This is a genomic window from Pseudomonas sp. SK, from assembly GCF_012975065.1.
GTDB classification, from domain to species: domain Bacteria; phylum Pseudomonadota; class Gammaproteobacteria; order Pseudomonadales; family Pseudomonadaceae; genus Aquipseudomonas; species Aquipseudomonas anuradhapurensis.
This window is the reverse complement of record NZ_CP051857.1, coordinates 4,990,774-5,013,940: the sequence shown is the minus strand read 5'-3', so window position 1 is coordinate 5,013,940 and position 23,167 is coordinate 4,990,774. Positions and strand designations below refer to the sequence as shown.

Here is a 23,167-nt window from a genome sequence, read left to right as displayed (position 1 = left end):
CTTTTTTGCGTCTGCAAGGTTGATTGGCAAACCGCCAGTTGACGGTTTGGTCAGGTCGCATGGCAATTCGAGGGTATCGGGTACGGTGGCTGCGCTGGGATCAGTGCTGCCCGCTGCTGTGCGCGATACCGGCTTTACTGACGGCTCGCCTGCTGGCAAGCCACCCGGACCAGAGGGGAAATGGCGTAATGGCAACGGTAGACCGCTGGCTGCTGCCAGATGGCATCGAGGAAGTACTGCCACCTGAAGCTGCGCGCATCGAAATCGCGCGCCGCCAGGTGTTGGACCTGTTCCAGAGTTGGGGCTACGAACTGGTCGTCACCCCGCATATCGAGTACCTGGAGTCGCTGCTCACCGGCGCCGGCCAGGACCTGGATCAGCGCACCTTCAAGGTGGTGGACCCGCAGTCCGGCCGCCTGATGGGCTTCCGCGCCGACTTCACCCCGCAGGTGGCACGCATCGATGCCCACACCCTGCGTCGTGAAGGCCCGAGCCGCCTGTGCTATGCCGGTAGCGTGCTGCACGCCCAGCCGCGTGCCCTGTCCACCTCGCGCAGCCCGATCCAGCTGGGTGCCGAGCTGTACGGCGATGCCAGCCCTACCAGCGATGTCGAAGTCATCAGCCTGATGCTCGCCACGCTGCAACTGGCCGACGTGCCGGATGTGCACATGGACCTCGGCCACGTCGGTATCTACCGCGGCCTGGCCCGTGCTGCCGGCCTGTCTGGTGCAGTCGAGCAGCAGCTGTTCGACGCCCTGCAGCGCAAGGCCGTCGATGAGGTCCAGGCGTTGACCGCCGACCTGCCGAAAGACCTGGGCAACATGCTGCGCGCGCTGGTCGAGCTGTGCGGTGGGCGTGAAGTACTGGCTGACGCCCGCGTGCGCCTGGGCCGTGCCCCGGCCAGCGTGCTGGCGGCGCTGGACGACCTGCTGGCGATCGCCGATCGCCTGGCGTCGCGCTTCCCCGACCTGCCGCTGTACTTCGACCTCGGCGAACTGCGCGGTTACCACTACCACACTGGCGTGGTGTTTGCCGTGTTCGTGCCTGGCGAAGGCCAATCGATCGCCCAGGGCGGGCGCTACGACGACATCGGCGCCGACTTTGGCCGGGCGCGCCCGGCTACCGGTTTCTCCACGGATTTGAAGACCCTGGTCACACTGGGGCGAGCGGAGGTCGTATTGCCAGCTGGCGGCATCTGGATGCCGGACAGTGGCGATGCGGCCCTCTGGCAGCAAGTCTGCCAGTTGCGCAACGAGGGCCAGCGTGTGGTCCAGGCTCTGCCTGGCCAGCCGTTGAGTGCTGCCCTCGAAGCGGATTGTGATCGGCAATTGATTCAGCAAGACGGGCGCTGGCAGGTTCTGCCGCTGACCCAGTGAGTTTCTGCGTCGGCAACAGGCCGACAACCAAGTTTGCGTGAATGAGGACCAATGTAATGGGTAAGAATGTCGTCGTCCTGGGCACCCAGTGGGGTGATGAGGGCAAAGGCAAGATCGTCGATCTGCTGACCGAACATGCTGCCGCCGTAGTGCGCTACCAGGGTGGCCACAACGCGGGTCACACCCTGGTGATCAATGGTGAAAAGACCGTTCTGCACCTGATTCCCTCGGGCATCCTGCGTGAAGGCGTACAGTGCCTGATCGGCAACGGCGTGGTCGTTGCACCGGACGCGCTGATGCGTGAGATCACCAAGCTGGAAGAGAAGGGCGTACCGGTGCGTGAGCGCCTGCGCATTTCCCCGGCTGCGCCGCTGATCCTGTCGTACCACGTGGCCCTGGACCAGGCCCGCGAAAAAGCCCGTGGCGAAGCCAAGATCGGCACCACCGGCCGCGGTATCGGCCCAGCCTACGAAGACAAGGTCGCACGTCGCGGCCTGCGCGTCGGCGACCTGTTCCACCGCGAGCGTTTCGCTGCCAAGCTGGGTGAGCTGCTGGACTACCACAACTTCCAGCTGGTGAACTACTACAAAGAGCCGGCCATCGACTTCCAGCAGACCCTGGACGAGTGCATGGCCTACGCCGAACAGCTCAAGCCGATGATGCTCGACGTCACTGCCGAGCTGCACAACCTGCGCCGCGCCGGCAAGGACATCATGTTCGAAGGCGCCCAGGGTTCGCTGCTGGACATCGACCACGGTACCTACCCGTACGTTACCAGCTCCAACACTACCGCTGGCGGTATCTCCACCGGTTCCGGCGTTGGCCCGATGTACCTCGACTACATCCTCGGCATCACCAAGGCCTACACCACTCGCGTGGGTTCCGGTCCGTTCCCGACCGAACTGTTCGACGAGACTGGCGCTACCCTGGCCAAGCGTGGCCACGAGTTCGGTTCCACCACTGGCCGTGCCCGTCGTTGCGGCTGGTTCGATGCCGTCATCCTGCGTCGCGCCATCGACGTCAACAGCATCTCGGGCATCTGCCTGACCAAGCTGGACGTACTGGACGGCCTGGAAACCATCAACATCTGCGTGGGCTACAAGAACGAGAACGGTGCCGTCATCGACGCGCCTTCCGATGCCGACAGCTACATCGGCCTGGAGCCGGTGTACGAAGAGATGCCAGGCTGGAGCGAGTCGACCCTGGGCGCCAAAACCCTGGAAGAACTGCCAGCCAATGCGCGTGCCTACATCAAGCGCATCGAAGCGCTGATCGGTGCGCCGATCGACATCATCTCCACCGGCCCGGACCGCAACGAGACCATCGTGCTGCGTCATCCGTTCGCCTGATCTGCCTTCCAGGCTGATCTGACGCCGTGGCCCTGAAAGGGGCTGCGGCGTTTTCATTTGTGCTTTCCTGAACCGGCCTCTTCGCGGGCTTGCCCGCTCCCACAGAGCCTCCACAAATTTCAGAATGTGCGGGGTCCCTGTGGGAGCGGGCAAGCCCGCGAAGAGGCCGGTACAGGAAAACCCATTGCTAAACCTTGGCACTTATCCCTGCTGCCCCCGGCACAACCCTTGCTGTAAGAAGCTTCTGAAGATGCCATCAAAGTAGTGGCGCCAGAATACACGAGGGTTACACCGTGTCTGCCATCCTCTCACTGTTACGAAGCCGCCTTTTGCGGCCTGTGTTTGTTGCCCTTGGTATCGCTCTTTTGGTGCAGGTGCTGGTGGCCGTTGCGCTCACCCGCAGCACGGTCACGGCCCTGGAGGCCGAACTGGGCGAGCGCCTGGGCAACGACAGTCGCGAACTCGCCGGCGACCTCGAGCAAGCCGGGCAAGATGTCCGCTCGGGCCTCGACAGCCTGTCCAGCAGCACCCGCCAGCGCCTGAGTGCAGGGTTGTCGGCACGCCTGCAAAGCGAACAGCAGCAACTGCGCGGTACCCTGGAAAAGAACCTCAAGGACTCCACCAACGACATGGCCCAGCTGCTGGCCTCGGTGGCCCCGCGTGCGATCTGGGACAACGATGTACCGGTGCTCTCGGACTTTGCCCGGCGCGCCCAGCGCAACCCCAACGTGTTGTTCGTGGTGTATGACGATGCCCAGGGCCAACACCTGACCCGCTACCTGAACCGGCAAAACCCGATCAACCAGGCGTTGATGGACAAAGGCCAAGGCGAGCGCGCGCTGGACAAGGTGATCGATGCCGCCCGACGTGACCCGGCGGTGTACTTCGTCGAAGCCTCGATCAGCCCCAATGGCGCAGAAATCGGCAAGGTGATCATGGGCGTTTCCACGGCCGGCATCGATCAGGAGCTCAAGGCCCTCGACCAGCGCTTCACCGCCCTGATCGCCAGCGGCGAGCAGCTGGTTGGCGATAGCCTGGTCGGTGCGGCTGCCGACAGTGGCAAGACCCTGCGTGAGCGCCTGGAAAAGGCGCAGGGCAGTGCTGCTGCCATGCAGGCCAACACCGCCCAGACCGTGCGCGATGCCGCCGCCGAGCTGCGCTGGCGGATCGGCCTGGGCCTGGTGCTGGTGGGGCTGGGCGTTCTGTTGGTGGTGGCCGTGGTGCTTGGCCGTCGGGTGCTGAGCAAGCTGCGCCTGTTGATTGCTGCGCTCGATGACCTGGCGGCCGGCGAAGGCGACCTCACCAAGCGCGTGCCGCTGGACAGCCGTGACGAAATCGGCGACATGGCCTCGGCGGTAAACCGCTTCGTCGACAAGCTGCAACCCATCGTGCGCGAGGCCGGCGAGGTGGCCCAGCGTACCGGGGTCGAGATCGGCGCGATGGCCCAGCGCAATGCGGGCGCCGATGCCGCCGCTGCGTTGCAGCGCGATGAAGTGGCGGCCAGCCTGCGCGACCTGTCGAGCATGGCTGATGAAGCCCAGGCCGAAAGCCATGCGATGCAGGCGGCGCTGCAGCAAGTCGTGGATATCCGCCAGGCCACCAATGAAAACAGCCGCACTTCGACCCAGCTGGCCGGCTTGATCGAGAACCTGGCCGAGCAGGTGGAGACCGGCTCGCAGGTGATCGAGCGGCTGGCCAAGCAGAGTGAACAGATTGAAGTGGTGCTGACGGTGATCCACGGTATTGCCGAACAGACCAACCTGTTGGCCCTCAACGCTGCCATCGAGGCTGCCCGGGCGGGCGAGACCGGGCGCGGGTTTGCCGTTGTGGCTGATGAAGTGCGGGCATTGGCGAGCAAGACGCAAAGCTCCACCGGTGACATCCAGGCGCATATCGCCGCCTTGCAGAAAGGTGCGAAGGAAGCCGTGGCGACCATCAGCCAGGCCGGGCTCAAGGCCAGCGAAGGGCTGCTGGTGCTGCGCGACAACGAGCGCCGCCAGCAGTCGGTGCAGGTGGCGGTCGAGCAGGTGCATGCGGCGATCGGCCTGGCGACCCGGGCCGCCGAACAGCAGGCCCATGGCGCACAGGCGGTACGCGGGCGGGTGGAGAACATCCATGCACAGGCCGAGCGCTCGGCCGAGGTGGTGATGCAGACCACGGCCAGCAGCAAGGTACTGGATGACCTGGCCGCGCAACTGCGGGCAAGCCTGGGCCAGTTCAGGGCCTGATGCGATCGCTGTAGGAGCGGGCCTTGCGTCGCGATGGGCTGCGCAGCAGCCCCGGCGATTTGTGCGTTGGCGTCGATATCCTGGGCTGCTGCGCAGCCCATCGCACACAAGGCCGCTCCTACAAGGGGCTGCGTTGCTATGATGGCGGCGACAGATGGCAAAGGGAGTTGTTCATGTCTGCGCAACTGGTTGCCGCCCCGGCGGAGCTGGATTTTCTTCATTGCGATGGCACCGTCGTCACTGCGCCAATGACCGCCTTCCAGGCCTACTGCGCCATGACCTCGCACGTTCCGGGCTGGCTGGCCGTGGCCTTCCGCCTGCGCGATGGCATCTCGCGGCGGTTCCATGTTGCCGCCATCCACGGTTTCTCGTCACGCAGGCCCGAGCAGGTGCCGGCCGTGGGCGAGCTTCTGGATTTCTTCACTGTCGAGGCGATCAGTGACCGGCAACTGGTGCTGACTTCGCGCGACACGCACCTGGCGGTAATGGTGAGCCTGGACCTGGCTGAAGCGGGGCAGGGGCGGCAACACTTGCGCGTTACCACCTCGGTGCAGTGCTTCAACAGGTTCGGCCGCCTCTACATGCTGCCGGTCGGCAAGGCTCACGGGCCTATCGTGCGGCGCATGCTGCGCAACATCGCCTGAAGGCCGTTTCGCGGGCAAGCCCCGCGAAGCAGGTTACGCCTTGTTCAGATACATCCGCGTAGTCAGCAGGTAAACCGGCAACCCTGACACCACGATCAGCAGTGCCGCGTAAGGCGCTGCTGCCGCGAACTCGACGTTGGCGGTATGGGCCCACACCTCGGTGGCCAAGGTGGTCATGCCGGTAGGGCTGAGCAGCAATGTCGCGGTCAATTCCTTCATGGCATCCAGAAACACCAGCGCAAAGGCCGCTGCCATGGCCGGGAAGATGATCGGCAAGGTCACCCGGCAGAACGCGGCAAAGCTGTTCGCGCCCAAGGTGCGTGCGGCTTCCTCCAGCGTCGGCGAAGCCTTGTTCAACGCAGTACGCACAGGCGACTGGGCCAGTGGCAGGAACAGCAGCGCGTAGGCGAGCAGCAACAAGGCCGTGGTCTGGTACAGCGCCGGTACATAGTGCAGGGCGAAAAACACCAGGGTCAGGGCAATCACCAGGCCGGGCAGGGCGTGCAGCAGGTACGGCAGGCGTTCGGCCCAGATTGCCAGGCGGCCTTTGTAGCGCACCACCAGGAAGCTGATCGGCAGTGCCAGGAGCACGCAGAAGCCGGCACCACCAAGCGACACCGACAGTGAGGTGAACAGCGCCTTGGAGATGGCCGCTACCGGGAAGGCCGCTGATGAGCCCACGCTCAGCCAGTAGCCGAGCATGGCCAGCGGAATGCCGCTGCCCAGCACTGCCAGGGCGACACAGAACAGCTGCGCCAGTACGGCCCAGCCGCGTAGCCGCACCGGCTGCGCGCGGCGTGCCACGCCCTGGCCGATGCGCACGTGGCGGGCCTTGCCGCGCACGCGCAATTCCAGCCACAGCATCACCAGGCACAGCGCCAGCAGTACTGCCGAGAGCATGGCCGCATTGGCATTGCTGAACTCCAGTTCGAACTGCTGGTAGATCGCCGTGGTGAAGGTCTGCAGGCCGAGAATCGACAGCGCGCCGAACTCCACCAGCATGTGCAGGGCAATCAACAGCGCACCGCCGAGCATCGATGGCCACAGCAGCGGCAGGGTGACCTTGACGAATACGCCCCAGCGGCTGCAACCGAGGGTGCGTGCCGATTCCTCCAGCGAGGTATCGAGGTTGCGCAGGGTCGCCGCCACCGGCAGGAACACCAGCGGGTACTTGGACAGGGCCATGACCAGGATCGCCCCGCCCAGGCCTTCGAAGTCCGAGCTCAGCGATACCCAGGTGAAGCTGCTGACGAACGACGGTACGGCGAACGGCAGGCACAGCACCACGCCCCACAGCCTGCGCCCGACCAGGTTGCTGCGCTCCAGCAACCAGGCCAGGGCCAGGCCGACCACCATGCAGGCCAGCGTCACCCCGACCATCAGCATCAGGGTGTTGCGCATCAGCCCCCAGACAAACGGCCGCCACAGCAGGTGCAAGGCTTCGCGCCAGCCGGCTTCCCAGGCTTTGATGGCGACATAGGCCAATGGCAGCAAGCTCATTGCCACCAGGAACAGCACAGGCAGCACCACCCAGACGGAAGGGCGCTTGCGGCGCGGTACGAAGCGTACCGGTACCGGCTCGGACAGGGCGGCAGTCATCAGAGCAGGCCGACCTCGCGTTCAAGCTCGATGGCTTCCTCGGCATTGCCCAGGTCCGCCGGCGAGATCTTTGGCGGGCGCAGCTCTTCGAACGGCTTCAGGCCACGGTCGGAAACCATGCCCTTGTGCAGCGGGTACTCGGCGGTGGTCTGGGTGATCACCCGCTGGCCTTCTTCGCTGGCCATCCAGTTGAGCAGGGCCTGGGCTTCCTTCGGGTGCTTGCTGGCCTTGACCGCTGCAGCACCGGAGATGGTTACCAGGTTGCCGGCATCGCCATCGGCCAGGTAGTACAGCCTGGAATCGAGCTTGCCGCGCTCGCGTTCCAGTGCATACCAGTAGTAGTTGTTCACCAGTACGGCAGCGACTTCGCCTTTTTCCACGGCCTTCAGGGCGACCATGTTGTTGGTGTAGGTCTTGCCGAAGGCTTTCAGGCCGGTGAGCCATTCTTCGGTGGCTTCGCGCCCGTGCATCTTCAGGATGGCCACGGCCTGTTCCTGGAATGCGCCGCTGGTGGGTACATAGCCGACGCGGCCATCCCATTCAGGGCCGGCAAAATCCATGACGGTGGTTGGCAGGTCTTTCTCGTCGATCTTCTTCGGGTTGTACACGACGACCCGGGTACGTGCAGTGACGCCCATCCAGGTGCCGTTGGCGCCAACGTACTCCTTGGGCAGCATGTTCAGCGTGGCATCGTCGATCTTCGCCAGCAGGCCCAGCTCGCCCAGGTTGTTCAGTGGCGGCGATTCTTCGGTGTAGATGATATCGGCCGGCGAGCGGTCGCCTTCCTCGATGATCTGGCTGGCCAGCTGGTTGCTGCTGCCCTTGCGAATATTGATGTGGATACCGGTCTTGGCCTCGTAGGCCTTGGCGATGGCTTCGCCGATTTCCTTGTGCTGGCCGTTGTACATGGTCAGGGTGACCGGTGCATCTGCCATGGCGGCCGGAGCGCCGATGACCAGGCTCAGCACGGCGGCGGCCAAGGTACGCATCAGCGGTTGCGGGCGGATCGTCATGCGGGTACTTCCTCGCTTACGGCTACATATTTGGAAACAATGGTAAACGAAATCGTTTCTCAAGTGGCCGGATGAGGAGAAATTCATGGGGCAGATCGCCTTGGGCCTTTTGGCGCCTGTGAGATCGAGCGCCGCCCGCGCGGCGCATCGCGAATAAATTCGCTCCTACGTTTGTTGCAACGTGGCCATGCCTGTGAGCCCATGGTTGCCAGCTGGCTTGCAAGACTCAAGACGTGCACCAAGGCTGACAACCATGGCGTAACAGGTTCGGCACGTTGCAACAAATGTAGGAGCGAATTTATTCGCGATGCGCCGCGCGGGCGGCGCTCGATCTCACTGGCGCCAGAGCAATCCCGGCAGGAGAGGGCGACACAAAAATCGCAGGCAAGAAAAAACCCACTAGCAAGCTAGTGGGTTTTTGTATGGTGCCCAGGAGAAGACTCGAACTTCCACGACCGTTAAGTCACTGATACCTGAAACCAGCGCGTCTACCAATTCCGCCACCTGGGCAAAGCTTTACATCATCTGCAGAAGGCGACTATCGTTCGCTTTCACACAGTAGTAACAGATCCTTGGTCATCTGTTACTTGAAAATATTTGGTGCCCAGGAGAAGACTCGAACTTCCACGGCCGTTAAGCCACTGATACCTGAAACCAGCGCGTCTACCAATTCCGCCACCTGGGCACACATTCGAGATTAAAAGATGCTTTACAGCGTCGTTCATCTCTACTACAACTTCGGGGTTGTCCGTCGTTGTGGTGCGCACTATACGGACGGTCCGGGGGGCTGTAAACCCCCTGAGCAAAAAAAATTTCAAAAAATTCAACTTGTTGATTCCGCAGGCCTATTCCTGCCCGCCGGAGGTGCCGGTGGGGCTGTCCAAGGCTGACATTTCCGGTTTCAATACGCCTATGCCAGAATTCCTATCTATATACCCCAAGGTGAACCCCTTCTGATGGCCGATTGGCAATCCCTCGATCCCGAGGCCGCTCGCGAAGCGGAAAAATACGACAACCCCATTCCCAGCCGTGAGCTGATCCTGCAGCGCCTTGCCGACCGTGGCGAACCGGCCGCGCGCGAGGAGCTGGCGGCCGAGTTCGGTCTTCACGACGAAGACCAGATCGAAGCCCTGCGCCGCCGCCTGCGCGCCATGGAACGTGACGGCCAGCTTATCTATACCCGGCGCGGCACTTATGCCCCGGTGGACAAGCTGGACCTGATCTGCGGCCGCGTCTCCGGCCACCGTGACGGCTTCGGCTTCCTGATCCCCGATGACGGCAGCGAAGACCTGTTCCTCAGCCCGGCGCAGATGCGCCTGGTGTTCGATGGCGACCGCGGCCTGGCCCGCGTGTCTGGCGTCGATCGCCGTGGCCGCCGCGAAGGCGTGCTGGTCGAGATCATTTCCCGTGCCCACGAAAGCGTGGTCGGCCGTTACTTCGAAGAAGGCGGCATCGGCTACGTGACCCCGGACAACCCGAAGATCCAGCAGGAAGTACTGGTCACCGCCGGGCGCAATGGTGGCGCGAAGATCGGCCAGTTCGTCGAGATCAAGATCACCCACTGGCCAACCCCGCGCTTCCAGCCGCAAGGCGATGTGGTCGAAGTCATCGGCAACTACATGGCGCCGGGCATGGAAATCGACGTTGCCCTGCGCAGCTACGACATCCCGCACGTCTGGCCCAAGGAAGTGATCAAGGAAGCGCGCAAGTTCCGCTCCGAAGTCGAAGAGAAGGACAAGGAGAAGCGTGTCGACCTGCGCCACCTGCCGTTCGTTACCATCGACGGCGAGGACGCCCGCGACTTCGACGATGCGGTGTATTGCGAACCACTGGGCAAGCTGCGTCTGTTCTCCGGCGGCTGGCGCCTTTATGTGGCCATCGCCGACGTGTCCAGCTACGTGCGCCTGGGCTCGGCCCTGGACGTCGAAGCCCAGCAGCGCGGCAACTCGGTGTACTTCCCCGAGCGCGTGGTGCCGATGCTCCCCGAGGAGCTGTCGAACGGCCTGTGTTCGCTGAACCCGCATGTCGATCGCCTGGCCATGGTCTGCGAAATGACCATGAACAAGGCCGGCCAGATGGTCGACTACCAGTTCTATGAAGGTGTCATCCACTCCCACGCCCGCCTGACCTACAACAAGGTCAGCAGCATGCTCGAGCACTCCCGCACCCGTGAGGGCAAGGCGCTGCGCGAGGAGTACAAGGCAGTCGTGCCGGACCTGAAGAACCTGTACAACCTGTACAAGGTACTGGTAGCTGCCCGCCACACCCGGGGCGCGATCGACTTCGAGACCCAGGAAACCCGCATCATCTTCGGCGACGAGCGCAAGATCGCGGAAATCCGCCCGACCGTGCGCAACGATGCCCACAAGCTGATCGAGGAGTGCATGCTGGCGGCCAACGTGGCCACCGCCGAGTTCCTGCAGAAGCATGGCGTGCCTGCGTTGTACCGCGTGCACGACGGCCCGCCGCCAGAGCGCCTGGAAAAGCTGCGCGCCTTCCTCGGCGAGCTGGGCCTGACCCTGCACAAGGGCAAGGACCCGTCGCCGAAGGATTACCAGGCCCTGCTGGCAAGCATCGCCGGGCGCCCGGACTTCCACCTGATCCAGACCGTGATGCTGCGCTCATTGAGCCAGGCGGTGTACAGCACCGAAAACAACGGCCACTTTGGCCTGAACTACGAGGCGTACACCCACTTCACCTCGCCGATTCGTCGCTATCCGGACCTGCTGGTGCACCGCGCCATCCGCAGCATCATCCGGTCCCGGGTCGATACCCCGCACGTCAAGCGTGCCGGCGCCATGAGCATCCCCAAGGCGCGTATCTACCCGTATGACGAGAACACCCTCGAGCAACTCGGCGAGCAGTGCTCGATGACCGAGCGCCGGGCCGATGAAGCCACCCGTGACGTGGTCAACTGGCTCAAGTGCGAGTTCATGAAAGACCGCGTGGGCGAGACCTTCCCGGGCGTGATCACCGCAGTGACCGGGTTCGGCCTGTTCGTCGAACTGACCGATATCTATGTAGAAGGCCTGGTGCACGTCAGTGCGCTGCCGGGTGACTACTACCACTTCGACCCGGTGCACCACCGCCTGTCCGGCGAACGCACCGGGCGCAGCTTCCGCCTGGGCGACACGATCGAGGTCAAGGTCATGCGCGTCGACCTGGACGAGCGCAAGATCGATTTCGAAGTGTCGGAAAGCACCCTTGCCGCGCCGATCGGCCGCAAGCAGCGTGGCGCCGCACCGGCTGCCGGCCAGGCCGAGCAGGCTCCGGTCGAGGCCAAGGCCACGCCGAAGCCGCGCAGCCGCAAGAGCGAGACCGCCGAGGCGTACTTCCCGAAGGACGCCGTGCAGCGTAACGCCGAAGTGCGCAAGAGCCGCGAAATGAAGAAGGCGCTGATGAGCGAGGCGCGCAGCAGCGGCCATGCCGGCAGCAAGTCGGACAAGGGCGGCAAGGCCTCTGGCAAGCCGACCAAGCACCGTAAAGGCCCGTCGAAGTCCGGCGCGCCACGCAAGAGCAAGAACAAGTCATGAGTCAGCTGGAAAAGATCTACGGCGTGCACGCCGTGCAGGCATTGCTGCAGCACCATCCGAAGCGGGTCAAGCAGATCTGGCTGTCGGAAGGGCGCAGCGAGCCGCGCATCCAGGCGTTGCTGGCACTGGCCGCAGAAAACCGCGTGGCGGTTGGCCAGGCCGAGCGTCGCGAGCTGGATGCCTGGGTCGAAGGCGTGCACCAGGGCGTGGTTGCCGAGGTGAGCCCAAGCCAGGTGTGGGGCGAGTTGATGCTCGAGGAGCTGCTTGAGCGTAGCGAAACGCCACCGCTGATCCTGGTGCTGGACGGCGTCACCGACCCGCATAACCTCGGTGCCTGCCTGCGTACCGCCGATGCGGCCGGTGCCACGGCGGTGATCGTGCCCAAGGACAAGTCTGCAACCCTGACCCCGGTGGTGCGCAAGGTGGCCTGCGGGGCGGCGGAAGTGATCCCGCTGGTGGCCGTGACCAACTTGGCGCGCACTCTGGAGAAACTGCAGCAGCGTGGCCTGTGGGTGGTCGGTACCGCTGGCGAAGCCGAGCAGGAGATCTACCAGCAGGACCTGACCGGGCCGCTGGTGATGATCATGGGCGCGGAAGGCAAGGGCATGCGCCGGCTGACCCGCGAGCATTGCGATTTCCTGGTGAAGCTGCCGATGGCCGGTAGCGTCAGCAGCCTGAACGTCTCGGTGGCGACCGGGGTTTGCCTGTTTGAAGCCGTGCGTCAGCGGCAGGCCAAGCGCTGATCGATAGCCTGTACCGGCCTCTTCGCGGGCACGCCCGCTCCCACAGGTAATCTGCAATGCCAAAGGCTGCGCTGAACCTGTGGGAGCGGGCGTGCCCGCGAATGGGGCCTTGCACATTGTGAATATGTTTCTGGCTGTTCAAATAATCGCCAATTTCCTTGCTTGTGTGTCCCGCCTTCTCTACAATTGCGCCCCTTGCCGAGCTGGCAGGTGCGCATGTGCCTCTACTCCCTGGCAAGACACACCAGTGTCATTCACTCCTTGTCTGACCAGATCCACTGGCAGACTACTAACCCGTAAGGAGCATTCATGCGTCATTACGAAATCATCTTCCTGGTTCACCCGGACCAGAGCGAGCAAGTCGGCGGCATGGTTGAGCGTTACACCAAGCTGATCGAGGAAGATGGTGGCAAGATCCACCGCCTGGAAGACTGGGGCCGTCGTCAACTGGCCTACGCAATCAACAATGTTCACAAGGCTCACTACGTGATGCTGAACGTTGAGTGCACCGGCAAGGCCCTGGCCGAGCTGGAAGACAACTTCCGCTACAACGATGCCGTTATCCGTAACCTGGTCATCCGTCGCGACGAAGCCGTTACCGGCCAGTCCGAGATGCTGAAGGCTGAAGAAAACCGCAGCGAGCGCCGTGAGCGTCGTGAGCGTCCTGAGCATGCTGAATCCGCCGACGGCGACGACAGCAATGACAGCGACTCCAGCGATAACGCTGACGAGTAATCCACGGACCTTTAGAGGAGCCTATTAAATGGCACGTTTCTTCCGTCGTCGTAAATTCTGCCGCTTCACTGCTGAAGACGTGAAAGAGATCGACTTCAAAGATCTCAACACCCTGAAAGCTTACGTATCCGAAACCGGCAAGATCGTTCCAAGCCGTATCACCGGTACCAAAGCTCGTTATCAGCGTCAGCTGGCTACCGCTATCAAGCGCGCCCGCTTCCTGGCCCTGCTGCCCTACACCGACAGCCACGGCCGCTGAGACCGGGTCGTCGACAAGCAGTAAGGGATTAGCATGCGAGCGTTAGCAAGTTTCATCATGCGCGGTCGTGTGCAGGCCACCCTGGTGGTGGTCATCAGTGCGGTATTGCCGCTGCTGTTCTGGTTGAGTGCCGCTGCCGGCAGCCTTGTGTTGCTGCGGCGTGGGTTCAAGGATGCTACAACGGTCATCGCCGGCGGCCTGCTGGCCGGGCTGGCCGTGTGGGTCATGGGCGATCCGATCACCTTCCTGGTGATCGCGGGTGCCCTGGGCCTGGCTGCGCTGCTGCGCGCCGAGCATCCCTGGAGCCGGGTGTTGCTGGTCAGTGCCGTGTTCGCCGTGGCTTTCAGCCTCGTGCTCGATCTGGCGCTGGCGCAAACCTTCGACGGGCTGGCCAAGGCGTTTGCCGAAGCCATGCCGAAAATCGAAGGGCAACCGGTGCTTTCCGGTGAGCTGATCCGCCCCGTGCTGGTCGCTTCCACAGCAGTGACGGTGCAATTGTTCAGCGTGTTGGCCCTGGTGCTGGCGCGCTACTGGCAGGCAGCGTTGTACAACCCTGGAGGCTTCGGTCGCGAGTTTCGCGCCCTGAAGTTGCCGAAACAGACCATGGCGGTCTTGGTGGCAGTGATGGTGGTGGCCCCGTTCATCGGGCCGCAGTTCATCGTCCTGGCATCGGCCTCGAGCCTGGTACTGGTGCTGGCCGGCATCGCCTTGATGCACGGGCTGGTGGCGCAGGGCCGACTGGCCGGTTTCTGGCTGGTGGGGATGTACGTGACGTTGCCGCTGATCATGCAGCTGATTTATCCGTTGCTGGTGGTTTTGGCCATTGTCGACAGCCTGATTGATTTTCGCGGTCGCAAGTCCCCCAAGGGGAATGACTCCGCGAACGGTGAAGGTTAAAAGTTAAGAGGTTTTACCAAATGGAACTGATCCTGCTGGAAAAAGTCGCTAACCTGGGCAACCTGGGCGACAAAGTAAAGGTTAAGGCTGGTTACGGCCGTAACTTCCTGCTGCCATTCGGCAAGGCCACCGTTGCCAACGCCGCCAACCTGGCTGCGTTCGAAGAGCGTCGCGCCGAGCTGGAAAAAGCAGCCGCTGACAAGAAAGCTTCGGCTGAAAGCCGCGCTGCCCAACTGGCCGAGCTGGAAGTGACCATCACTGCCACCGCTGGCGACGAAGGCAAGCTGTTCGGTTCGATCGGCACCCACGACATCGCTGACGCCCTGACCGCCTCCGGCGTTGAAGTGGCCAAGGCTGAAGTTCGTCTGCCGAACGGCACCATCCGTCAGGTTGGCGAATACGACGTAGCCGTGCACCTGCACAGCGACGTTGAAGCCACCGTACGCGTGGTCGTCGTAGCTGCCTAAGCTGCGCTGACTGGCTGGCTCCTCGTGAGCCGGGCGGTTAACATCGGGCACGGTCCTGTTTTTGACAGGCCGTGCCCTTTGTCTTTTTCATCCTCAAGAATTCTTTCGTGGCCATGAACGAGATCACCACCCCCGAACAGCTTGACCTGCAAACCGCAGCCCTGAAGGTGCCGCCGCATTCCATCGAGGCCGAACAGGCCGTGCTCGGTGGCCTGATGCTGGATAACAACGCCTGGGAGCGGGTACTGGACCAGGTATCGGACGGCGATTTCTACCGGCATGACCACCGCCTGATCTTCCGTGCCGTGCACAAGCTGGCGGACGCCAACCAGCCCTTCGACGTGGTCACGTTGCATGAGCAGCTGGACAAGGAAGGCCTGTCCTCGCAGGTCGGCGGCCTGGCCTACCTGGCCGAGCTGGCCAAGAACACCCCGTCGGTGGCCAACATCAAGGCCTACGCCGCGATCATTCGCGAGCGTGCCACCCTGCGTCAGCTGATCAGCATCAGTACCGACATCGCCGACAATGCATTCAACCCGCAAGGGCGCAATGCCGAAGAAATCCTCGACGATGCCGAGCGGCAGATCTTCCAGATCGCCGAGGCGCGGCCGAAAACCGGCGGCCCGGTAGGGGTCAACGAACTGTTGACCATGGCGATCGACCGTATCGACACGCTGTTCAACTCCGACAGCGACATCACCGGTGTTTCCACCGGCTTCACCGACCTGGACGAGAAGACCAGCGGCCTGCAGCCGGCCGACCTGATCATCGTTGCCGGCCGTCCGTCGATGGGCAAGACCACCTTCGCCATGAACCTGGTGGAGAACGCCGTACTGCGTACCGACAAGGCGGTGCTGGTGTTCTCCCTCGAGATGCCAGGTGAGTCGCTGATCATGCGTATGCTGTCGTCGCTGGGCCGTATCGACCAGACCAAGGTGCGTTCCGGTCAGCTGGACGACGACGACTGGCCGCGCCTGACTTCGGCCGTGAACCTGCTCAACGACCGCAAGCTGTTCATCGACGATACCGCCGGCATCAGCCCCTCGGAAATGCGCGCGCGTACCCGGCGCCTGGCCCGTGAACACGGCGAAATCGCCATGATCATGGTCGACTACCTGCAGCTGATGCAGATCCCCGGTTCGGCCGGTGACAACCGTACCAACGAGATCTCCGAGATCTCCCGCTCGCTCAAGGCCCTGGCCAAGGAGTTCAACTGCCCGGTGATCGCCCTGTCGCAGCTGAACCGTTCCCTGGAACAGCGACCGAACAAACGCCCGGTGAACTCCGACTTGCGTGAGTCTGGTGCGATCGAGCAGGACGCCGACGTGATCATGTTCGTCTACCGCGACGAGGTGTATCACCCCGAGACCGAGCACAAGGGCGTGGCAGAAATCATCATCGGTAAACAGCGTAACGGCCCCATCGGCTTCGTACGCCTGGCATTCATCGGCAAGTACACCCGCTTCGAGAACCTTGCACCGGGCATGTACAACTTCGACGACGACGAATAACCGGGCCCGTGCAGGAGCGGCCTTGTGTCGCGATCGGGCGCGAAGCGGCCGTAAAACCTGCGAACCAGGTTATCGCTGGCACATTGCGGTCCGCTGGCTTGCGGCCTGTGTCGCGCCCGATCGCGACACAGGCCGTTCCAACAGCGCGACCTTGCTCATCGCTATCCATGAATCCGACAACCATCGTCGGATTTGGTCAAAATTTGTGCTATATTCCGCGCCCGCGATTTTCCTGCACACCAGAACCGGTCACTGACATGCAAGCAGCCAAACCACTCTACGACTATCCCAAGTACTGGGCCGAATGCTTCGGGCCAGCACCTTTCCTGCCGATGAGCAGGGAGGAGATGGATCTGCTCGGCTGGGATTCCTGCGACATCATCATCGTGACCGGCGACGCCTACGTCGACCACCCGTCGTTCGGCATGGCCATCATCGGCCGCCTGCTGGAGGCCCAGGGCTTCCGCGTGGGCATCATCGCCCAGCCGAACTGGCAGTCGAAAGACGACTTCATGAAGCTCGGCGAGCCGAACCTGTTCTTCGGCGTGGCTGCGGGCAACATGGACTCGATGATCAACCGCTACACCGCGGACAAGAAGATCCGTTCCGACGACGCCTACACCCCCGGCGGCCTGGCCGGCAAGCGCCCGGACCGGGCCAGCCTGGTCTATAGCCAGCGCTGCAAGGAAGCCTACAAGCACGTGCCGATCGTGCTGGGTGGCATCGAAGCCTCGCTGCGCCGGATCGCCCACTACGACTACTGGCAGGACAAGGTGCGCCATTCGATCCTGATCGACGCCAGCGCCGACATTTTGCTGTTCGGCAACGCCGAGCGCGCAGTGGTCGAAGTGGCTCAGCGCCTGGCCAGCGGCGAGAAGATCGAAAGCATCACCGACGTGCGCGGTACTGCCTTCGTGCGCCGCGACACCCCCGAGGGCTGGTACGAGATCGACTCCACGCGCATCGACCGCCCGGGCCGCGTGGACAAGATCATCAACCCGTACGTCAACACCCAGGACACCCAGGCCTGCGCCATCGAGCAGGCCAAGGGCGAGGTGGAAGACCCGAACGAAGCCAAGGTGGTGCAGATTCTCGACAGCCCGCGCATGACCCGCGACAAGTCGGTTATCCGCCTGCCGTCGTTCGAGAAGGTGCGTAACGACCCGGTGCTGTATGCCCACGCCAACCGTGTGCTGCACCTGGAAACCAACCCCGGCAACGCCCGCGCCCTGGTGCAGAAGCATGGTGAAGTGGATGTGTGGTTCAACCCGCCACCCATTCCCATGACCACCGAGGAAATGGACTACGTGTTCGGCATGCCTTACGCCCGCGTGCCGCACCCGGCCTATGGCAAGGAGCGCATCCCGGCCTACGAGATGATCCGTTTCTCGGTGAATATCATGCGCGGCTGCTTCGGTGGCTGCACCTTCTGCTCGATCACCGAGCATGAAGGCCGCATCATCCAGAACCGTTCGCACGAGTCGATCCTGCACGAGATCGAGGAGATGCGCGACAAGGTGCCGGGCTTCACCGGTGTGGTCTCCGACCTGGGCGGCCCGACCGCCAACATGTACCGCATCGCCTGCAAGAGCCCTGACATCGAGAAGCACTGCCGCAAGCCGTCGTGCGTGTTCCCGGGTATCTGCGAGAACCTCAACACCGACCACAGCTCGCTGATCGAGCTGTACCGCAAGGCGCGTGCCCTGCCGGGTGTGAAGAAGATCCTGATTGCCTCGGGCCTGCGCTACGACCTGGCCGTGGAGTCGCCGGAATACGTCAAGGAGCTGGTCACCCACCATGTCGGTGGCTACCTGAAGATCGCCCCGGAGCACACCGAGCGTGGCCCGCTGGACAAGATGATGAAGCCGGGCATCGGTACCTACGACCGCTTCAAGCGCATGTTCGAGAAGTTCTCGAAAGAGGCGGGCAAGGAGCAGTACCTGATCCCGTACTTCATCGCCGCGCACCCGGGCACCACCGACGAAGACATGATGAACCTGGCCCTGTGGCTGAAGGGCAACGGCTTCCGCGCCGACCAGGTGCAGGCGTTCTACCCGTCGCCGATGGCCTCGGCCACGGCCATGTACCACTCGGGCAAGAACCCGCTGCGCAAGGTGACCTACAAGAGCGAAGGCGTGGAGATCGTCAAGAGCGAGGAGCAGCGCCGCCTGCACAAGGCGTTCCTGCGCTATCACGACCCGAAGGGCTGGCCGATGCTGCGTGAAGCGTTGCAGCGCATGGGCCGCGCCGACCTGATCGGGCCGGGCAAGCACCAGCTGATCCCGCTGCACCAGCCGCAGACCGACAGCTACCAGAGCGCGCGCCGCAAGAACTCGACCCCGGCGGGCAGCCACAAGGTGGGCAAGGAGCAGAAGATCCTTACCCAGCACACCGGCCTGCCGCCACGTGGCAGTGATGGCAGCAAGCCGTGGGACAAGCGCGAAAAGGCCAAGGCCGAGGCGTTTGCGCGAAACCAGCAGGCGGCCAAAGAGCGCAAGGAAGCGGGCAAGGGCGGCAAGGGTAAAAAGCCGCGCCAGCCCGTGATCCCGCGCTGATCAATGGTTCAGTGCGTATTCGGCAAGCCTTCGAACACCCGGAGGCTGCCGTTGCGCATCAGGCTCTGCAACTTGAACAGCACTTCGGTGCACGAGGGGCAGACCGGCAGTTTCGAGTACAAGGTTGCTGAGCTGATGGTTTCGAAGTCGATGCCATCGATCTTGAGCTTTTCCATGATGTGATTTTCCGAATCCCCCATCCTGGGGTTCGGGCTGCTTTTGACGAACTTCCACGGCGTCGATGTATCGGGAAGCGCAAACGAGGGCTTGCGCTTCCTCAGGTCGCCGCGGGTCGGTTGCGCATCGATATAGCGAGTTCCGTCCGGGCTGACCGCGACGTTCCCCTCTCTCCGCCATCCGGAAAAGCTTGGCGAATCTGCCCCTTTGATGAAGCGCGTAAGCTTCGTTTCGAAGCGTTTGCCTGCATGTCCCGACACGCTGAAATAGACTGCGGATGTGCCGGGCGTGGTATTGAAGGTGAGTTTCAGGTAAGCCAGGTTCTGTTGCCTGGCAATGGCCTTGATGGCTGTGGGTTGGGTTATGCGGTCAATGTCGTAGCGTTGCCGTGGGCTGAGAATCCGGTTGAGTTGGGTGGCAATGTCGTCGAGGTCCGCGTTGGCGGTGTTTCGACTCACCGTACCCCATGACATGGCCGCAGCGCGGGTAGTCCGGTTCAGGCGCAGCTGGGTGAAGTGGCAATACAGCGCAGCCTGTGCCGCCGTGGTGCCCATGTTGAAATGATTGGTCATGAACACATCGAACTGAGGCAGGCCTCGGTAGTTCAGCAGGTGTTGGGTGACTTTCGCAAACTGGGCGTTCAGTTCTTGCGGGCTCAGCGGAAGGATCTTCACATGCGCGTCGTAACTGCCAGCGTAGATCAAGGCGAGGGTGTCGTTTTCATCGGGTGATAGCGGAATCGGCTGCCTTGGGCTGAACTTCGCAAGCGTCACCACGCCGTCCCCCGGGCTCCAGCGCCCGCTGTAGTAAACACCAGGGTCGACACGTGTCACCAAAAATGTGATGCCATCCGAGCGACGCGGGGCAAGCACCGCAGAGAGCGTGTGGCTTTCGTTGAAACCTGTGTAGATGCCGCCCTGGGTCCTGATGGCCTTGAACACATCGTTGCCACCGATTACTTCTACTTGCAGGGTGGAGTTGTACTGGTCATAGCTCAGTACATTGTTTTTTGGTTTCTGTTTCGTGCTTCGCAGCTGCCATGCCTTGCCGTCGAAAACGTACTTGTAGTTTTGCGTCCGTACTAGCCGATCGTTGAACCACGGGACGACGTCACGGCCTGGGGTGTGCTCGCTGGGAAACGTTCCGCTGCCAATCAGGCAGATAGTTTTATCACGGCCACGCAGGCGACGGCAGCGGGACAGGTTCGCCAGCGGTTTCTGGCTTCGCAACGCATTTCTCTCGACCCGTTGCAGGATCATGCCCACTCGTTTGTAGAGTAGGTCGTTGGACTTCAGGAACAAATCGTCCCCCCAGCGGACCCATTCCTTGGACAGGCCAGGCAACGAGTCGACGATTTGCGCCGTTGCCCCATGGGTATTGATCAGCAGCACTTCGGGCGGCCTCAGGCTCAGGCTGCCGAAGTCGTCGATTTCCACGAGCCTTGGCCCGTAGGGTCTGGCTGTGTGAAGGTCGACCAGATAACGGGCAGATGCGTGCGCTTGGCTTGAGTGCACCCATTGAGTGACAACCCGTGGTTGCTGTTCCACACGCCGTAATTGGTAGCCAGGCTGTTTCCCCGGGTAGTTGCCTGCGAGGTTGGGCTTTACACGCGTCATGCCAGCACTGTAGTTCACCTTGCTCAGTGTTTTCCGGATGGCTTTCACGGCCGTACGCAGTTGACCAAGTGCACTTGCCGTCAATTGCAGGATCTTCAGCCCTGCGCTTGCCGATAGGTGTACCAGCCCGTAAAACGGGATGATCGTGCCTGCAATGTTGTGGCTGGCGACGATGGACAGTCGGGTGAATGACCGCGTCAGGTCGGGCACACTCAGGCGCGCGCTGATGTATGCTGCGCGGACGCCGGACCTGGAACCCTTGATGAGGGTGCGCAGGGCAACGGTTTGCAGCTGCTGCAGGGCGACACGGCTGGCGGACCCGATCTGTCTCAAGGGGGTGCCAATCATGATCAGGTCCATCAGGCTGGTTGCGATGCCTTGGCGTACCAGCCCAGGGCGGTCTTCCCTTATCCCCTGGATGAGGTCCTCTACCGGTTTCCAGAATGGAATCGCGGCCTTGAACAAGCTGTACAGCCGGTTCGGCGCCTCGCCTGCAGCCATGCCCCTGGCTTGCTGGCGAAGGCTGGCCGTGGCTGCCAGGAAGTGCGTTGCGCATGCCTGCGAGGCGAAACGGTCAAGCAGTTGCTTGAAGGAATGGCCCGTGCCCGGGATGCGAACGAGGGATTGGATGATGACGCTGGACCTCTGCCCGCTCCGTGGCACTGCCGGGCCTTGATAGGCATCCCAGTCCAGCGCCTGACGGGTGCCGACTTGCCAGCCAGAGTGGCTGTTCGAGCCTGACGGGTTGCCGTGGAATGGCTTGGGGTAGTGGATCTGGCCGCCTTCGCTGAAGTCAAGGTCGCCACGCCGGACAATTTCCCCCACCAGTGGGAACACTTCGTAGCAACGCCGTTTGCCTGATTTGACCACGCGCATCAGCAACCCGGCGCGACCGACCAGATGGCTGATGCCCGTAGTCTCGTCATGGGTGACCGTTCGGCCACTCGCCACCCTCACTTGAAACAGTTCAAGCTCAGCCTGTTCGATGAAGCGACGCTCTGAGGCAGGCAACTGAGCGAGCAGCTCCGTGAGTTGCCATTTCAGTGCGGTTTCGAAGTTGATGAGCCATGTGTCGAAATCACGCTCGAACCTGTCGCTGATATCCGGCAGGCCCAATGTCCCTAGGCTACGGCTGCCCGATGGGCTCCAAGTCGCGAGATCGCCGGCGACATAGACTTCCCAGGCAGGACGCGAGTGGGTTTTGTCCCAGGTGGTGAGACCCCCGACGCCCCTGATGGGCTCGGTCGAATAACACGGCGTCTCCGGGTCGATGTCAAACTTGCGCAATAGCGCCTTGGCTATCTCGAAACGCACGGGCATGGGAGTGGAAAGCTTGGCGACGCAGTCGAGCAACTGCGTCTGGTAGGCCTGGAAATGAGTATCCGCCTTTTTCACATCGGTTTCACTGAACGTCTCGTTGCGGGACTCGGCAATCTTGGTATTGGCCACTGCCCACTCCAGCACCGGCTGGCTTGAGGCGCTGTCAAACAGCGGCACAAAGTCAACTGGATGACTTTTTTTCAATGTGTGAGGCAGCAGCAGGATTTCCGTGCTCGACTTGCGGCGAGTGTCGCCTGGGCTGAGCAGTTCGCCGAGGTTCACGGCGCTCTGGAAATGGACCCAGCTTGCACTGCTGCGATAGACCATCTCGCCTGGCAGGTCGCTGATCTGCCAAGCCGCCGGGAAACGGGGCATGAGCAAGTAACGGGCAAGTGGCAGGTGGCTATGCTGGGTCAACACTTTGCTACTGAGCAGGTGCTCGTCCAGCGCGGTGAAGATCTCGTCGATGGTCATGCCCGTATGGCTGGCACTGGTGAAATCGAAGCCCAGCAGGTTGTTGTCCGGGGCCAGGGCCAAGGCCAGGCAGTGGCGCAACAGTTTCAGCCAGAGAATGGGAGACTGGGCTTCACTGGGGTCCGAGCCGAACCAATGCAAGGCTTTCTGAACGCGGGCCATGAGGTCACGCATGCACGACGCTTGTTCGGCGTCGGCCAGCAGCGTAGCCGGTTGGTGAATCTTGTCTGGGATATTCTGCTCTTTACCCCAGGCTGCCAGGATGGCGTCGAACAGAATGCCCTGGCCAGGTTCGAACGCAGCGGCCATCTCGTCGACAATCAGGCGATTCTGTTCGATGCTCAACAGCGGGTGAGCGTCGGCGCTATGGCGGATGAGGTGGTCGAACAGCAGTTCCTGCAGCTCACCCAGGTGCAAGTGCAACGCTTGAAGCTCTTTTGCCGAGGTCGGTATTGGCTGGCCAACCTGTGCGAGCGCCTTTACCGCCCACTGCTGTCTGCCGAAGTTTTCCGGCAACTCCAGTGTCGTGCAGTACTCGCGCAGGTGGGTGATATTGTCGAGTCTTGGCGTGTTCCACGCGGCGTAGGGTGGAACGAAGGGAGTCGTATTGACGTTCATGGCTGGAACCTGAGAAGGGTGGGGCCTCAAGTTCAGCAACAGTCAACCGGCCT

Annotated in this window: 15 protein-coding genes, 2 tRNA genes and 1 pseudogene; 13 read left to right on the top strand and 5 right to left on the bottom strand. The window is 62.5% G+C overall.

Annotated elements, in window-relative coordinates; translation table 11 throughout:
- Window positions 1-188: 188 nt before the first annotated feature.
- The 5 genes and pseudogenes from HG549_RS22915 to HG549_RS22900 all read left to right on the top strand — a co-directional run bounded on the left by HG549_RS22915 (window position 189) and on the right by HG549_RS22900 (window position 5,597).
- A complete protein-coding gene (locus HG549_RS22915) occupies window positions 189-1,376 on the top strand; it encodes an ATP phosphoribosyltransferase regulatory subunit (protein ID WP_170033013.1) in 1,188 nt (395 codons plus the stop codon).
- 56 nt (window positions 1,377-1,432) lie between these two features.
- Window positions 1,433-2,725, top strand: a complete 1,293-nt coding sequence (locus HG549_RS22910) for an adenylosuccinate synthase (RefSeq protein ID WP_170033012.1) — start codon at window positions 1,433-1,435, stop codon at window positions 2,723-2,725.
- 629 nt (window positions 2,726-3,354) lie between these two features.
- Window positions 3,355-4,047 (top strand): annotated as a pseudogene (locus HG549_RS26395) (methyl-accepting chemotaxis protein); the annotation flags it as partial.
- Between the two features lie 21 nt (window positions 4,048-4,068).
- Window positions 4,069-4,953 carry a methyl-accepting chemotaxis protein gene (locus tag HG549_RS26390; protein ID WP_372241585.1) on the top strand — a complete coding sequence of 295 codons (885 nt, stop codon included), beginning with the start codon at window positions 4,069-4,071 and terminating at the stop codon, window positions 4,951-4,953.
- A 173-nt stretch (window positions 4,954-5,126) separates the two neighbouring features.
- A complete protein-coding gene (locus tag HG549_RS22900; RefSeq protein WP_170033010.1) occupies window positions 5,127-5,597 on the top strand; it encodes a DUF2867 domain-containing protein in 471 nt (156 codons plus the stop codon).
- A gap of 33 nt (window positions 5,598-5,630) precedes the next feature.
- Here the strand turns inward: HG549_RS22900 and HG549_RS22895 are convergent, their stop codons facing one another.
- The 4 genes from HG549_RS22895 to HG549_RS22880 all read right to left on the bottom strand — a co-directional run bounded on the left by HG549_RS22895 (window position 5,631) and on the right by HG549_RS22880 (window position 8,894).
- Window positions 5,631-7,196 carry an iron ABC transporter permease gene (locus tag HG549_RS22895; RefSeq protein ID WP_170033009.1) on the bottom strand — a complete coding sequence of 522 codons (1,566 nt, stop codon included), beginning with the start codon at window positions 7,194-7,196 and terminating at the stop codon, window positions 5,631-5,633.
- A complete protein-coding gene (locus HG549_RS22890; RefSeq protein ID WP_170033008.1) occupies window positions 7,196-8,209 on the bottom strand; it encodes an extracellular solute-binding protein in 1,014 nt (337 codons plus the stop codon). Before HG549_RS22890 ends, HG549_RS22895 begins: the two co-directional genes overlap by 1 nt.
- A 423-nt stretch (window positions 8,210-8,632) precedes the next feature.
- A tRNA-Leu gene (locus HG549_RS22885) sits at window positions 8,633-8,719 on the bottom strand.
- 88 nt (window positions 8,720-8,807) lie between these two features.
- Window positions 8,808-8,894, bottom strand: a tRNA-Leu gene (locus HG549_RS22880).
- A 271-nt stretch (window positions 8,895-9,165) separates the two neighbouring features.
- Here HG549_RS22880 and rnr point away from each other — a divergent pair.
- From rnr to HG549_RS22840, 8 genes are all read left to right on the top strand, one after another.
- Window positions 9,166-11,742, top strand: a complete 2,577-nt coding sequence (gene rnr / locus HG549_RS22875) for a ribonuclease R (protein WP_170033006.1) — start codon at window positions 9,166-9,168, stop codon at window positions 11,740-11,742.
- Window positions 11,739-12,485: a 23S rRNA (guanosine(2251)-2'-O)-methyltransferase RlmB gene (gene rlmB, locus HG549_RS22870; protein ID WP_170033004.1), complete on the top strand. Its 747-nt coding sequence runs from the start codon at window positions 11,739-11,741 to the stop codon at window positions 12,483-12,485. The genes rnr and rlmB overlap by 4 nt, the downstream gene beginning before the upstream one ends.
- Window positions 12,486-12,794: 309 nt before the next feature.
- Window positions 12,795-13,220, top strand: coding sequence for a 30S ribosomal protein S6 (rpsF, locus tag HG549_RS22865; protein WP_013974420.1), 426 nt, complete (start codon window positions 12,795-12,797; stop codon window positions 13,218-13,220).
- Between the two features lie 28 nt (window positions 13,221-13,248).
- A complete protein-coding gene (gene rpsR, locus HG549_RS22860) occupies window positions 13,249-13,479 on the top strand; it encodes a 30S ribosomal protein S18 (protein WP_003249563.1) in 231 nt (76 codons plus the stop codon).
- 33 nt (window positions 13,480-13,512) lie between these two features.
- The gene (locus HG549_RS22855) at window positions 13,513-14,376 is read left to right on the top strand and encodes a hypothetical protein (RefSeq protein ID WP_170033002.1); all 864 of its coding nucleotides are present in this window, start codon (window positions 13,513-13,515) and stop codon (window positions 14,374-14,376) included.
- 20 nt (window positions 14,377-14,396) lie between these two features.
- Window positions 14,397-14,843, top strand: coding sequence for a 50S ribosomal protein L9 (gene rplI / locus HG549_RS22850; protein WP_003249568.1), 447 nt, complete (start codon window positions 14,397-14,399; stop codon window positions 14,841-14,843).
- 113 nt (window positions 14,844-14,956) lie between these two features.
- Entirely contained in the window at window positions 14,957-16,354 is a 1,398-nt protein-coding gene (dnaB, locus tag HG549_RS22845; RefSeq protein ID WP_170033000.1) for a replicative DNA helicase, read from the top strand.
- 257 nt (window positions 16,355-16,611) lie between these two features.
- Complete coding sequence (locus HG549_RS22840; RefSeq protein ID WP_170032998.1) at window positions 16,612-18,909, top strand: YgiQ family radical SAM protein; 2,298 nt, start codon at window positions 16,612-16,614, stop codon at window positions 18,907-18,909.
- A gap of 8 nt (window positions 18,910-18,917) precedes the next feature.
- Here the strand turns inward: HG549_RS22840 and HG549_RS22835 are convergent, their stop codons facing one another.
- Complete coding sequence (locus HG549_RS22835; protein WP_170032996.1) at window positions 18,918-23,114, bottom strand: hypothetical protein; 4,197 nt, start codon at window positions 23,112-23,114, stop codon at window positions 18,918-18,920.
- Window positions 23,115-23,167 lie beyond the last annotated feature (53 nt).